The sequence below is a fragment of the Alkalibacillus sp. S2W genome (genome assembly GCF_046764385.1).
Lineage (GTDB): Bacteria > Bacillota > Bacilli > Bacillales > Alkalibacillaceae > Alkalibacillus > Alkalibacillus almallahensis.
On record NZ_CP177234.1, the window covers coordinates 1,124,105 to 1,138,160 of the forward strand.

Here is a 14,056-nt window from a genome sequence, read left to right on the forward strand (position 1 = left end):
TAATAAGCAATTCCGCTTTTCTTACATATGATAGAGGTAATGAAAGGTTGAATAGGTTTATGACAGATGAAAAATGGATTGAAATACGCCGTGAATTACACCAAATACCTGAATTAGGGTTTCAAGAAGTTAAGACACAACAGTATTTGCGCGAATATATTGAAACATTACCACAAGATTTCCTCACTGTGACGCCTTGGGAAACGGGTTTATTTGTGTTTGTCGAAGGGACAGTAGGAAGTCAAACGATTGCCTACCGTACTGATATAGATGGTTTGCCAATCAAAGAAGAGACGGGTTTTTCATTTGAATCGATCCACGATGGGCAAATGCATGCATGTGGCCATGACTTACATATGACCATTGCACTTGGTGCTCTTACGGAGTTAGTTCATCATCGACCTGAAGCGAATGTCTTATTCTTATTCCAGCCAGCTGAAGAAGGACCAGGTGGAGCAGAACCGATGTTGGCGAGTGAACCGATGAAACAATATGCGCCGGATTTTGTGTTTGCATTACACGTCGATCCTAAACGTGAAGTTGGTTATGTCGCTTCAAAACCTGGATTATTATTCGCTAACACGAGCGAACTGTTTATTGATTTTCATGGTAAAGGAGGTCATGCAGCATACCCGCATGAGACACGTGATATGATGATGGCAGCTAGTGCTTTTAACGTTCAATTACAACAAGTGGTTGGTCGCATGGTTGATCCCCTTAAATCTGCCGTTGTAACGTTAGGCAAGATGGAAGCAGGCACAGTACAAAACATTATCCCTGAGCATGCTCGAGTAGAAGGGACGATCCGTACCACTGATGCCGAAACGATGAATGTTGCGAAACAGTCAATTGAGCAGATGCTAAAAGGAATTGAGACACGTTATGGATGTGAGACGACTGTAGATTATGGTGCGAATTATTATATGGTTAATAATAATGGTGATTATGTTGAACGATTTAAGCAAGCAATCGAGAAGACAAATGTTACTTATGCTGAAGCGAATGCAGCTATGACAGGGGAAGATTTTGGCTATATGTTGAAAGAACTTCCAGGTTTTATGTTTTGGTTAGGTATTGATTCAGAATCAGGTTTGCATACGAGCCGATTGAATCCGAATGAAGATGCGATTGGTATTGGTATTGAAGCGATTGTGGCGATGATTCGTGAAGGATGAAGCAAGGTTAGATCTTTAGAATTGCTTTTTTGATTAGTTAAATTCATTTGATTATTAGAGGTGGTTTTGTGAATAAATCCTTTTGGGTACCTTTAGTGGTATCGTTTGGTAGCATCATATTATTGTATCTATTAGGTTTTATTGCTGAAATCGAATCACTTATGTTCAAACTTTCTTTATCATATACTGAGATCTCGTTATTACCCATTTTGATTGGAATCATATTAGGATTCCTGAGTGAGCGGATGATGAAATTAAAAATTAAAGCGGATTAATTATTTGTCCTAAAATAACACTGATAGGCTAATGTCTTCATGACACAAGGCAAAAGAAAAGGAGGAAACTGCGAATACATTTTCCTCCTTTTATACTAGGTCACTTATTTAAGCTGAATCAGAATTTTCATCGAGTCGGTGACTGATACCATCGAGTTAAATTGACTGCCATTTTATATTATCTTAGTGGTCGTTCTAAAGAGCTTATATCTTCATCAAGGTTCACAATTTTTTGTTCGACGATTTGTCTCGCGTCATGAACACCTTGATTATAATAATAAGGCGCGATTTGTTCGGTGAGCCATGCATACATATTTTCTGCAGCTAAATCACCTAGTTCTTCTCCGCGTTCCTCGTAAAAATAAACCTTAATCTCGTCTATTATCTTGTCTTTCATAAATGCTGGTTCTTTCATAAAATCCATCTCCTATAAATGTTCATCTAAAAACGTTTTGATAGCCTGATATCCTTTTATTTGGTTAGTACGTTTAGTGAATCCATGCCCTTCATCTTCAAAAACAAGGTATTCTACTGGTACATCGTTTTTCTTGACTTCAGCGACAATTTCGTCCGATTCGATCTTGAGCACACGTGGGTCATTGGCACCTTGTAACACAATTAATGGTTTATGAATGTGATCGGCATGAAATAGTGGTGAAATGCTTCTAATATAGTCATTTTCGTGATAAGGATCACCAATTTTCTTATAGAGTGCTTGACGGCCAGACTCCCACCACGCTGGTATTTCTTTTAACGTTCGTTCCCAATTTGATACACCGAAGATATCTACACCGACTTTAAATGAGTCTGGTTGGAAGGCCAATGCTGCAAGGACCATATAACCACCATAACTTCCACCCATGATGCCAATTCTCTCCTCATCAATTCGCCCAGTAGAAATTAAATATTTTTTGGCTTCAATACAGTCTTGTAAGTCAATTTCACCATGTTGCTTATCAGCAGCTTTATAGAACGATTTCCCGTAGCCTGAACTTCCACGATTATTAACGGCCATAACTGCATAGCCCTGATTGACTAAATATTGGACCATTGGAACATAATCAGTTGTTGACTGCCCACCTGGACCACCATGAACGAGTACTAGGGCAGGGGCTTTCTCATCTTTGTTTAAATAGGGCTCATAATAAACAGCAGGGATCGTTAAACCGTCAAAAGATTGATAACGAACAATGTCAGCTTTAACTAATTCTTCAGATTGGATATCAGGGTGCTGAGCATTCGTTAGTCGATAAATTTGATTGTTTGTCGGGACATATCCAAATAAATCTGTAGGTGTAACTGAACTGTTCGTTACAAACGTCATAGCTTTTTCATCGTATGACAATTTTATTTCAATTAATTCTCCTTCTGGTAGTTCTGGGGGTTGAAACTCAATCGAACCTTGACTTAAGATTTTAAGTTTTTCTTGTCCATCTTCGTTATAGGAATAAATCAGAAAAGAATACTGCGGTGAAAATCGTGCGGATTCTATATTCCAATTCTCATCTGCAACTAATGTAACATCTTTAGTGGCAAGATTGATTTTCTTCAGTTGTAAGAATTCAGATGATTCATTTGTTAAAAAATATAATTCCTTCGAATTCTGACTGAACATCATTGGTATAAATTCAGCTTCTCCAGGTTGATCATTGAGTTGGGAGAGTCCATTTTCATATGAATAAATGTACATATTTGATTCGTTATCTGTAACAGTGTGTTGGATGGCTAATTGTTTACCATCAGGTGCTACGGTTTCGACATTCAAACCGTCCTCGTTTTTAAAAACGAGTTCAGCTTTCCATGAAGTAATATTCATTTTATAGAGGTCAAAAAATCTTGCATCACGTTTATTCGATAAGTAATAAAAACCAGTCCGATCGTGATTCCATTGTAAAAATGATGCTTTTTCATTTTCAGAAGGTGTCAGATCTGTTATTAAGCCATTTGATTGATATAAATATAAGTGACTGATTTCATTCCCTTCATGATCCTGTTGAAAAATAAAATCGTGTGATCTCGGTAAATAAGTAACAGGATAAATGCCATCATTAGTAGATTGGGTGATTTGTGTTCGGTTGGTACCATCTACTTGGACAGTATAGGCGTTGAAAACACCAGATTCATCACTCGCATACAGGATGGTTTGGTTGTCATCATTCACAGAAACGCCGCCGATCGTTTCACTACTCATAAATTGATCAATTGTGTATTTACCCCGAATAGATAAAGCATTAGTCATAGAATCCCTCATTTCAAAATTTTCTCTCCCAATTGTTATTCGTGCACAACGTAATGATTTCCTTGTTATTGAAATGATTTTATATCTAGGAAGAGATATTGATGGTTAGTGAACTTAATAACTAAAAAACCTGTCGAGCCTCAGTCGACAGGTTTAGTTCATTAGAGTGTTTTCTTTGCAGCTTGTTGGATAGGATCCCATACGCCGTTATAGGGCGGAGCATAGGCCAAATCAAGGTCAAGTAATTCTATTGTAGTCATATTGTGATAGAGTGCTGTTGCCAGGACGTCGATTCGTTTGTCCGCACCATATGTCCCTATAGCTTGGCCACCTAGAAGTTTTCGCGATCCTTGTTCGTAGACGAGTTTTAGGTGAAGCGGTTGCTGATCGTAGTAACCGGCAACGGCATTAGTTTTGATCGTTGATACATCGTAATTAAAGCCTAAGGAATTAGCTTCTTTTTCTGATAAACCAGTTCTTGCAACATCAAGTGTGAAGAATTGCAGGATGGATGTCCCTACAATTCCTTGAAAGGCTTTCGCTTGACCTACAATATTCATACCAGCAATCATACCTTGTTTATTGGCAGTTGTTCCGAGGGGTACAAAGTCTTTTTGTTGTTTGACTCTATTGTAATCAACTGCACAATCTCCAGCAGCGTATACGTTGTTAACGTTCGTTTCCATATATTCATTGACCAAGATAGCCCCTTGATCATTTGAGTCAAATACATTTGGGTCTAAGAAATCAGTATTAGGTTTAACTCCGATATTAACAATCGCTTGATCTGTTGAATATTCGCCTTGATCGGTAATCACTTTTTCTACTCGTTGATTCCCTTCGAAACGTTGAACAAATTCATTAAAGATAAGTTCGACGCCATGTTGTTCTGCTTCATCATGGAGTAGTTTGGCCATATCATAATCAAGCGGGTTCATGAGTTGTTGACCAGCCTGAATGATGCGTACATGTTTTCCGATTTCTTGCATGTTCTCAGCGATTTCAAGTCCAATAAAACCACCGCCAACGATTGTAACATTCTCAGGTTCTTCAGCTTGGATATCCGTTATAATCTTTTCTGTATCTGGGATCGTCTTCATCGAATGAATACCATCCAAACCAATACCATCCCAATCGGGCTTAATCGGGCTTACGCCAGTCGCGATCAGCAATTTATCGTATTCTAGTTCAAATGGTTCGTCGTTATCAAGGTTAACGCCTGAAACAACTTGTTGATCAGCATTGACATCAGTCACCTCATGTCTAGTTCTGGCATCTATACCATGTTTTTGACGAAACACTTCAACAGGTTTAGCAATCACGTCATCTGTTGATTGAACATCACCACTTATGACATAAGGCAAGCCACATTGGCCATAGGAATAATAATCACCTTTTTCAAGTGTAATAATTTGATCATCTTGTGAGCTTTCTCGTTTAATCTGCATGGCTGCACTCATTCCAGCAGCATCGCCTCCAATAATAACGTAACGCATTCTTACCACCTCATTTAGTTATTATAGAAAGAGCTCATGCAATAGACATGAGCTCTTTGTAGTCCGAATTAATCGTCTTGTTTCTGAATAATTGTATGATGTGGAAAAGGGATTTCGATTCCTGCATCATCAAGTGCTTCTTTCATGGCTTTACGAAGATCGCGTTCCACTTCCCATTGTAACATTTTCTCGGTTTGGGCGATGACACGTAATACAACGTCAGATGAACCTAAACTTTGGACTCCGACAACATCAGGACCTTCTTTGATGCGGTCGTCTTCACGAAAACGATCGCAGACATTCTGTAAAATTTCCATAGCTTGATCAATATTTTCACTATAACCAATGCCCATGTCGACGAGTGCACGCATATTACCACGTGTGTGGTTGTTTACAGCTTGGATATAACGGTTTGGAATGAAGTGTAGGGTTCCATCAAATCCACGTAATTGAGTTGTTCTAAGACCCAACTCCTCGACAATACCATCATGACCACCCGCTGTAACATAATCATCGACATCAATTTGTTTTTCAATCAGAATAAAGAATCCAGTAACAATATCACTAACTAATCCTTGGGCACCAAAACCGACAGCTAGTCCAACAATACCAGCACCTGCCAAGATTGGAGCAAGCGGAATACCTAGAATTCCTAGGAACGTAACGATGAAAAAGAACAATAATACGTATGTAAACACGTTTAACAATAAGTTCTCTAATGTTTTCTTACGTCCTTCATGTAATTTTTGACGCTTAGCAACATGATCCATGGCTTTGGAAATAGCTTTGCGACCGATTGGTGCCACAATAACATAAACGATAATAAGTAATAATAGCTGACCACCAATACTCACTAAGTTACTTAACATACCTTCTAAATCTAAAAAGTCCACCTTAATACTCCCTTCATTTCTTATTATAACTATTATATACCACATAATGTATTTCGTTAATCATGTTTCAATCATAATATGACATTTTACGGGCATTCAAAGTTATATTAAGAATGCGAATTATAAATTTTTTCAAAAAATTAAGGCAAAGGGGTAGCATTTTATTTCGTAACCCGATATATTTATTAGAGCAGTAATTTTCATCGAAAGAAAGTGGGGGAAGAGGCTTGGATATTTTCAAAAAGCTAAAACAATATTACTGGCCTTTTAAGCGGTATTTGATCATTTCACTTATTTCAATGTTATTTGTGACGATCATAACAGCCGCTTATCCAATCGTGATTCAACAAACGATTGATAACGTGATTGGTCAGCAAAACTTTGACCTTTTACCAATTATTATTATTGCATTCATAATTCTTATGGGCATCAAAGCAATATCTGTTTTTACACAACAGTATTTTGGTGATTTATTCGGTATCTCAACCGTTTATGAAGTCCGAAATGATTTGTATCGTAAATTACAACGCTTGTCATTCAAGTATTACGATAATGCCAAAACAGGTGACTTAATGTCACGTCTGACTGCAGATGTAGAAGGGTTTCGTTTCTTTTTATCCTTTGGTTTTGCAGAGTTATTGCGCATTGTCTCGCTTGTAATCGTAAGTGGTGCGGTTATGTTATTCTACTCCGTTCCATTAACACTCGTAACACTAGCGGCTATGCCATTTTTGGCTGTTTCCGTTTATATGTTCGATAAACGTGTTCATCCAGCATTTTTAGGAATTCGCCGTTCTTTCGGGAGGATGAATACACGTGTTCAAGAAAATATTTCTGGAATGAACACGGTTAAATCATTGTCACGTGAAAACTTTGAGATTGGTCGTTATGAAGAAAAAGGTGAAAACTACCGAGATCACTATTTAAAAACAGCATCGATTTGGTCAAAATACATGCCGTTTATGGAATTTGTCGGCAATGTATGTGTTGTCGCTTTACTTGCTTTTGGCGGTTACTTAGTGATCCAAGGTGATGTTCAGGTTGGTGAATTAGGTGCCTTTTTCTCATTAGTATGGATGTTTTTAGGACCCTTAATGAACTTCGGGTTTGTCGTCAATCAGTTTTCACAAGCCAAAGCATCAGGTGAACGTTTACTGGAAGTTCTAGAATCAGATTCAGAATTAGATGACGATCAACCAGCTAAAGGTGAAACGATTAAAGGTCATGTTACGTTTGACGATGTGACACTAACATATGTTGAAGATGACGATGAAGCGTTAAAAGAAGTTAGTTTCGATGCACCACCTGGGAAGGTTGTTGGGTTGATTGGTGCAACGGGTGCCGGAAAATCCAGTATCACACAGTTGCTAACACGTTTTTATGAACCTGAACAGGGGACGGTTTATATTGACGGGAAACCAACGACAGATTATTCATTGAAGGATCTACGTAAACAAATCGGGTTTGTCTTACAGGAGCCCTTCTTATTCTCAACGACGATAAAAGAAAATATCGCATACGGCAATCCAGAAGCTTCAATGGAAGAAATAGTAGATGCAGCTAAACGCGCACAAGCACATGACTTCATTGAAACAATGCCAGATGGCTATGACACCTTATTAGGTGAACGTGGTATGGGTCTATCTGGGGGACAAAAGCAACGGATCTCCATTGCGAGAGCCCTCTTGATTAACCCGAGTATTCTGGTATTAGATGACGCTACATCAGCTGTTGATATGCAAACAGAGGCGAAAATCCAAAAAGCCTTACGGGAAGTCATGTCGGACCGTACGACGTTTATTATTGCGCATCGTATTTCATCACTACAACACGCTGATGAAATTCTCGTCTTAGAAGGTGGAGCAATCGTTGAACGCGGTAAACATGAAGATTTACTCGACAACGAAGGTCCCTACCAACGTATTTACGACATTCAATATCAAGATAAAGAAGCCATTCTAGGTAAACAACACGTATAAGGGGGGAGACAAGTGGCAACCGAAGCTAACGAAAAAAGTCCACATTTAAAACGATTTCACTATACGCAGGATATAGCTGTTGATAAGCCATTTAACTGGCAACAAACAGTTCGACTATTAAAATACTTAAAGCCGTATTCTAAAAAGATTCTGCCGATTGCTATTATAGCCATGCTCGTATCAACGGCAGTTCGGCTTATTGTACCCATTCTTGTTGGGCGTGTAGCCATTGATATGGCAATTGACAGGGGTAACACTAATTTACTCATCCAACTTGTTATAGGCATTGCGATCATGTATTTATTTAGTTACGTCGGGAATATGGTTCGAATTAAATATGTGAATTTACTCGGACAAAACGTGATTTATGACTTAAGACGACATTTGTTTTCACATGTTCAGCATTTGTCGAACCGCTTTTTTGATAAAAAATCGGCTGGCAGTATTATCGTCCGTATCATGAATGATATTAATTCACTGCAGGAACTGTTTACGAATGGAATTATTAACTTACTCATGGATATCGTCATGCTAGTAAGTATTATTATAATCTTATTTGTTCTCAGTCCACCATTGGCTGCAGCAGTAGTCATTGTAATTCCAATTATGTTTTATATTTCAACGAAGTTAAGAAAGAGAATTCGTCGCTCATGGCAACAAGTTCGGATTCAACAATCAAGACTTAATTCACATCTTAATGAAAGTATTCAAGGGATTCGGATTACGCAATCTTTCGCACAAGAACAAGAAAACACAGAGTTTTTTGAAGGTGTTAATTCTGATAATTACGATCGTTGGCAGACAGCAACTCGTAAAAGTGCGATGTTCCGTCCGTTTGTTGAGATGAGTAATGCATTTGGAACTGCGGTTCTACTTGGTTTTGGTGCATTCTTGATTTCACAAGATGCATTAACAGTCGGTACTTTCTTTACGTTTGCATTATTCATCGGTATGTTCTGGGAGCCGATCTCACGCCTTGGGCAAATGTATAACCAATTGCTTATGGCGATGTCAGCATCTGAACGTATTTTTGAGTTTCTTGATGAGGAGCCGAATGTGAAAGAGAAAGAAGATGCCGTTCATTTAAATGATATTAATGGTCATATCGAATTTGATCACGTTCAATTTGCTTATGATGATGAGCGGATTGCGTTAGATGATATTTCCTTAGAGATGAAACCAGGTCAATCAGTAGCTCTTGTTGGTCATACAGGTTCTGGTAAAACGACCATTGCGAACTTAATTAGTCGTTTTTATGATCCGACAAAAGGTGCTGTTAAGATTGATGGGGTTGATTTACGCGACGTAAAACTCGATGATTTAAGGCAGAAGATTAGTGTCGTCCTGCAAGATACGTTCATTTTCTCAGGAACTATTATGGAAAACATTCGCTTCGGTCGTCCAGATGCATCGGATGAAGAAGTGATTGAAGCAGCAACAGTCGTTGGAGCAGATGAGTTTATTCAACGTCTGGCAGATGGTTATGAGACTGAAGTTGAAGAACGTGGGAATATATTATCTGCTGGTGAGCGTCAATTATTATCGTTTGCCCGTGCGTTATTAGCTGATCCTAAGATTATTATTTTAGATGAGGCAACAGCAAGCATTGATACAGAAACAGAAGTAAAAATCCAAAGTGCGCTTAAACGTTTATTAGAAGGACGTACTTCTATTATTATTGCACACCGTTTATCAACGATCCGTGACTCGGACAACATTATTGTGTTAGAAAACGGTGAGATATTAGAGCAAGGCAATCATGATGAACTAATGGCACATGGTGGCGAATACTATGGTCTAGTGAAGTCACAATTTCAAGCATTAGACCAAATGTAAAGGAGGACCGAGCGGCTTACATGTCGTTCGGTTTTCTTTCTTATATCAAATAGCTTATCATTAGATTGAAGGCTGCATTATTAAAGAATTTTTTAATAATTGGCTTTGTTAAAGTTTAGTGTTGATTTCAACTGGTTTAGCACTAAGTTGTTGAATTGTGAGTAGCGATGGTGGCGACTCCAGGTCGACTAAAAGCGGTCACGTCCTGTGACCAACGTCGACATTAGACCGTCCGGGTCGTCATGGGAAAAGCACGAGTCTCGAGCCGTGCCCCACGGAAAGCGTCCACCAGTAGCGGATCACAACATCAACAACGGATTTTAACAGAACATATTAAATTAGTGTATTTGTATCACAAAGATTTAATAATCATTCGACAAATAGCATGTGATATATGGTAGACTATGCTCAGTATAGACAAAAGAGGAGGAAGGCAGTTGAGTAAGCATCTCTATGGTGTCATCGGTCTCGGCCGTTTTGGCGGTAGTATTTGTAAAGAACTTGCTCGTGAAGGTATGGAAGTTCTTGTAATCGATTCAGATGAGGAAAAGATTAACGAATATAAAGATATTGCATCACATGCGGTTATTGCAGATTCAACAGACGAATTAGCTTTAAAAGATATAGGCATTCGAAATATTGACCATATCATCGTCGCAATCGGCGATAATATTCATGCAAGTATTCTAACAACCTTAATCGTTAAAGAATTAGGAATTAAAATGATTACGGTCAAAGCTCAAAATGATTACCATGAAAAAGTCTTGAATAAGATAGGTGCTGATGAAGTCGTGCACCCTGAGCGTGATATGGGTAAACGCATTGCTCATAGCATTATTTCAAGCAATATTCTAGATTATCTAGAGCTATCAGATGAGCACAGTGTCGTTGAAGTAAAAGCAGGAGAGAAGATGAATGATAAGACATTAATTGATCTTGATATTCGTGCTCGTTTTGGTTGTAACGTTGTGGCGATCAAACGAGGAGATGATATCAATGTATCGCCAATGGCGGATGATGTCATTCATCGAGATGATGTTATCATCGTGATTGGTGCTGACCAAGATATTCATCGATTTGAAAAAGCACTTGTTATTGAAGATTAGATTGTGATTGTTAAGTAAAAATAAGTTATAAATCAATATTAAAAGCCCCCATCGCCAAAAGGCGATGGGGGCTTACTACGTTGGATAGGAATGATTTAATTATACTTCCATGATGATCGGTAAAATCATCGGACGACGCTTCGTTTTATCATATAAGAATGGCTGAATTGTATCCGTAATTTCATTTTTAATTTCAGACCATTGCGTCGTCTTACGTTCCATTACTTTTTCTAAATGGTTCGCAACTAGACCTTGTGCATCTTTGATTAGATCCTCTGATTCGCGCATATAGACGAAACCACGAGAGATAATATCAGGTCCAGAAGCAATTCGGAATTCTTTCATATCGATACTTACCACCACGACAACTAAGCCTTCCTCAGAAAGGATGCGACGGTCGCGAAGGACGATGTTACCAATATCACCAATTCCACTACCATCTACATAAACTGAACCAGATGGAATCTTACCAGCAACACCTACTTTATTTTTGCCAAGAGCTAGGACATCCCCGTTATCCATAATGAAACTGTTTTTACGAGGGACACCTGTTTGTTCAGCTAAATTAATATGTTCAGCTAACATACGGTATTCACCGTGAATTGGCATAAAATATTGTGGTTTTAGTAAACGTAACATTAATTTTTGTTCTTCTTGTGCACCATGTCCTGAAGTGTGAATATCATTTAATGATCCATGAATGACATTCGCACCGGCACGGTACAATTTATTAATATTACGATTAATACTAATTGTGTTACCAGGAATCGGTGATGATGAAAAGACAACTGTGTCATCTGGTTGGATCTGTACATGGCGATGTGTGCCATTAGCGATACGTGATAATGCCGCTAATGATTCACCTTGTGAGCCTGTACAGAGAATAACCAACTCATCACTTGGTGTTTTCGAAATTTGGTTAGGTTCAATAAATGTATCTTTCGGTGCTTGAATGTAACCAAGTTTCTGACCGATTTTAATTGCGTTTTCCATGCTTCGTCCAAAGACAACAATTTTCCGTTTATTCTTAATTGCTGATTGGACTACTTGTTGCAGACGGTAAATATTCGATGCGAATGTTGCAAAAATGATTCGTCCACTCACTTCGTCGAATATATTTTGGATACTTTCGCCTACAACGCTTTCAGATAGACTAAAGCCTGGAACTTCACTGTTTGTACTATCTGATAAGAGGGCTAAAACACCTTCTGAACCGATTTCAGCCATTTTAGATAGATTGGCTGGTTCACCAACAGGGGTGAAATCAAATTTAAAGTCACCTGTGTGAACGATGTTTCCAGGTGGTGTTTTGACAACAATACCGAATGAATCGGGAATGCTGTGTGTTGTACGGAAGAAACTGACGGATGTTTTACGGAATTTAATCACGTCATCTTCCTGAATTTCGTTCAAATCAGCGCTACGGAGTAAACCGTGCTCTTCTAACTTGTTTCGGACTAAGCCGATTGCTAGCTTCCCGCCGTAAATCGGGATGTTCATCTCGCGTAATAAATATGGAATCCCACCGATGTGGTCTTCGTGTCCATGTGTAAGAAACAATCCTTTAATCTTGTCTTGGTTTTGGATTAAATACGTATAATCCGGGATGACATAATCAATGCCTAATAATTCATCTTCTGGGAATTTAATACCAGCATCGACTAAAATAATTTCGTCTTGGAATTGAATGCCGTACGTATTTTTACCAATTTCACCAAGACCACCTAACGCAAATATCGCAACTTGATCGTTTTTAACAAACTTCATGCGTTAGAGATCCTCTACTTTAAAGTTTTCGGATTGTTGTTCATAGGCTAAATGAGCCTCACTTAATTCTTGGACATGTTCAATATTATACGGACGGTCTGCTAGCTTTTCACGGACTTCACGTTTGGTTTCTGCTTCAACGTACATGGTTTTTGTTTCTTCACGTACTGGAGCTTCTGTAATGTTTTCTTGATAGAGTACTTTGAATACCATTTTGTCTCTCTCCTTACTTAGATTAGTTTTACGTTCATTCCTATCCGTATAGCTATATAAAATGCAATTAAGCATTATTAAACAAATTCAATTTGATACCATGCGAAATAAAAGGTGATAATTTACGTACTTGCACCTTGTTTAGATCTTAGTACTTTTTTTAGACGTTTTTTAATTTTTTCACGCAACCGTTTCAACATTATACCATACATCTCCTTTCAGTATGATATACAACTAGTAGTAGGTTGGTAATAAGATCGCAACTGATCGCATAGCTATGATTGGTACAGTGATTGTTTTATTCAATGCCCATAATAAATCCTATCTTTATTATATACTGTTCCTCACCATAAATAAAATAATAAATACAAAAAAAGTACTGACAAAGTTCGTCAGTACCTTAAAAATCGTCTTTGAATTATAATTCATCGACGGATACAGCGCCTTCTGGTGGAGACATTGGGTCATCTTGATTAATATGGTCATAAAACATAACACCGTTTAAGTGATCAATTTCATGTTGAAAAACACAGGCTGCGTAACCTTTGAGTCGAATTTTTACGTCTTCGCCATCTAAGGTTGTGGCTTTAACAGTAATACGTGCATGGCGTGGAACGATTCCAGGCACATCACGGTCAACACTCAAACATCCTTCTCCACCTGGTAAATAAGTTTGCTCGACTGAATGACTGACAATGCGTGGATTGTAGTAACCATTGCTGTATTCTCGGTCATTTGCATCTGTGAAGTGAACAGCCATCATCCGCTTGGCTAAGCCGATTTGGGGAGCTGCTAATCCAACACCGGGTCTCAAGTCATATTGTTCAGCTAGTTCCTCATCTTGGCTGTTTTTAATAAATTGAAGCATCTCATTTAATGTATATTGATCTTCGTCTGAAGGAGGAAGGGTGACGTTCTCGGTGCGTTGTCGTAGTCTCTCGTGTCCTTCACGAACAATATCATCCATTGTGATCATTAGTGACATCCTTTCTTATTGCACAAATTCCATCATCTATTTTAGCATAAAACCTATAAAATCATCATGGAAGTTGTATATTTTTAAAACAGAAATATGCT

General features: G+C 38.3%; 12 protein-coding genes. 5 read left to right on the forward strand and 7 right to left on the reverse strand.

The genetic code is table 11. The annotated features are described in order from the left end of the window. The first annotated feature begins 59 nt into the window (after positions 1–59). Entirely contained in the window at positions 60–1,175 is a 1,116-nt protein-coding gene (locus tag ACKXGF_RS06130; protein WP_411955326.1) for an N-acetyldiaminopimelate deacetylase, read from the forward strand. 68 nt (positions 1,176–1,243) lie between these two features. Further along, complete coding sequence (locus tag ACKXGF_RS06135; RefSeq protein WP_411955327.1) at positions 1,244–1,450, forward strand: ATPase; 207 nt, start codon at positions 1,244–1,246, stop codon at positions 1,448–1,450. 178 nt (positions 1,451–1,628) lie between these two features. Here ACKXGF_RS06135 and ACKXGF_RS06140 read toward each other — a convergent pair whose 3' ends face one another. The 4 genes from ACKXGF_RS06140 to ACKXGF_RS06155 all read right to left on the reverse strand — a co-directional run bounded on the left by ACKXGF_RS06140 (position 1,629) and on the right by ACKXGF_RS06155 (position 6,054). Continuing rightward, positions 1,629–1,865: a DUF2164 domain-containing protein gene (locus ACKXGF_RS06140; protein WP_411955328.1), complete on the reverse strand. Its 237-nt coding sequence runs from the start codon at positions 1,863–1,865 to the stop codon at positions 1,629–1,631. 12 nt (positions 1,866–1,877) lie between these two features. Then, the gene (locus ACKXGF_RS06145; protein ID WP_411955329.1) at positions 1,878–3,689 is read right to left on the reverse strand and encodes a S9 family peptidase; all 1,812 of its coding nucleotides are present in this window, start codon (positions 3,687–3,689) and stop codon (positions 1,878–1,880) included. 161 nt (positions 3,690–3,850) lie between these two features. Beyond that, a complete protein-coding gene (locus ACKXGF_RS06150; RefSeq protein WP_411955330.1) occupies positions 3,851–5,185 on the reverse strand; it encodes an FAD-dependent oxidoreductase in 1,335 nt (444 codons plus the stop codon). A gap of 68 nt (positions 5,186–5,253) precedes the next feature. Beyond that, on the reverse strand, positions 5,254–6,054 hold the full coding sequence (locus ACKXGF_RS06155; RefSeq protein ID WP_411955560.1) for a mechanosensitive ion channel family protein: 801 nt from the start codon (positions 6,052–6,054) through the stop codon (positions 5,254–5,256). Positions 6,055–6,305: 251 nt separating this feature from the next. Here ACKXGF_RS06155 and ACKXGF_RS06160 point away from each other — a divergent pair, with 251 nt between their 5' ends. From ACKXGF_RS06160 to ACKXGF_RS06170, 3 genes are all read left to right on the forward strand, one after another. After that, entirely contained in the window at positions 6,306–8,057 is a 1,752-nt protein-coding gene (locus tag ACKXGF_RS06160) for an ABC transporter ATP-binding protein (RefSeq protein ID WP_411955331.1), read from the forward strand. A 12-nt stretch (positions 8,058–8,069) separates the two neighbouring features. Next, positions 8,070–9,893 carry an ABC transporter ATP-binding protein gene (locus ACKXGF_RS06165; RefSeq protein WP_411955332.1) on the forward strand — a complete coding sequence of 608 codons (1,824 nt, stop codon included), beginning with the start codon at positions 8,070–8,072 and terminating at the stop codon, positions 9,891–9,893. Between the two features lie 404 nt (positions 9,894–10,297). After that, on the forward strand, positions 10,298–10,999 hold the full coding sequence (locus tag ACKXGF_RS06170) for a potassium channel family protein (protein WP_411955333.1): 702 nt from the start codon (positions 10,298–10,300) through the stop codon (positions 10,997–10,999). Between the two features lie 99 nt (positions 11,000–11,098). On the opposite strand, the gene rnjA is transcribed toward ACKXGF_RS06170, so the two are convergent. The 3 genes from rnjA to def form a co-directional block, all read right to left on the reverse strand. Continuing rightward, positions 11,099–12,766, reverse strand: a complete 1,668-nt coding sequence (gene rnjA / locus ACKXGF_RS06175; RefSeq protein ID WP_167264141.1) for a ribonuclease J1 — start codon at positions 12,764–12,766, stop codon at positions 11,099–11,101. Positions 12,767–12,769: 3 nt separating this feature from the next. Next, a complete protein-coding gene (locus tag ACKXGF_RS06180) occupies positions 12,770–12,979 on the reverse strand; it encodes a DNA-dependent RNA polymerase subunit epsilon (protein WP_167264143.1) in 210 nt (69 codons plus the stop codon). Between the two features lie 418 nt (positions 12,980–13,397). After that, positions 13,398–13,955 carry a peptide deformylase gene (gene def, locus ACKXGF_RS06185; RefSeq protein WP_411955334.1) on the reverse strand — a complete coding sequence of 186 codons (558 nt, stop codon included), beginning with the start codon at positions 13,953–13,955 and terminating at the stop codon, positions 13,398–13,400. Between the last annotated feature and the right edge of the window lie 101 nt (positions 13,956–14,056).

Coding starts and splice junctions, on each gene's coding strand:
- ACKXGF_RS06130 (WP_411955326.1), top strand. CDS start 60: ATGACAGATGAAAAATGGATTGAAATACGCCGTGAATTACACCAAATA.
- ACKXGF_RS06140 (WP_411955328.1), bottom strand. CDS start 1,865: ATGAAAGAACCAGCATTTATGAAAGACAAGATAATAGACGAGATTAAG.
- ACKXGF_RS06145 (WP_411955329.1), bottom strand. CDS start 3,689: ATGACTAATGCTTTATCTATTCGGGGTAAATACACAATTGATCAATTT.
- ACKXGF_RS06150 (WP_411955330.1), bottom strand. CDS start 5,185: ATGCGTTACGTTATTATTGGAGGCGATGCTGCTGGAATGAGTGCAGCC.
- ACKXGF_RS06155 (WP_411955560.1), bottom strand. CDS start 6,054: ATGTTAAGTAACTTAGTGAGTATTGGTGGTCAGCTATTATTACTTATT.
- ACKXGF_RS06170 (WP_411955333.1), top strand. CDS start 10,298: ATGCTCAGTATAGACAAAAGAGGAGGAAGGCAGTTGAGTAAGCATCTC.
- rnjA (WP_167264141.1), bottom strand. CDS start 12,766: ATGAAGTTTGTTAAAAACGATCAAGTTGCGATATTTGCGTTAGGTGGT.
- ACKXGF_RS06180 (WP_167264143.1), bottom strand. CDS start 12,979: ATGGTATTCAAAGTACTCTATCAAGAAAACATTACAGAAGCTCCAGTA.
- def (WP_411955334.1), bottom strand. CDS start 13,955: ATGATCACAATGGATGATATTGTTCGTGAAGGACACGAGAGACTACGA.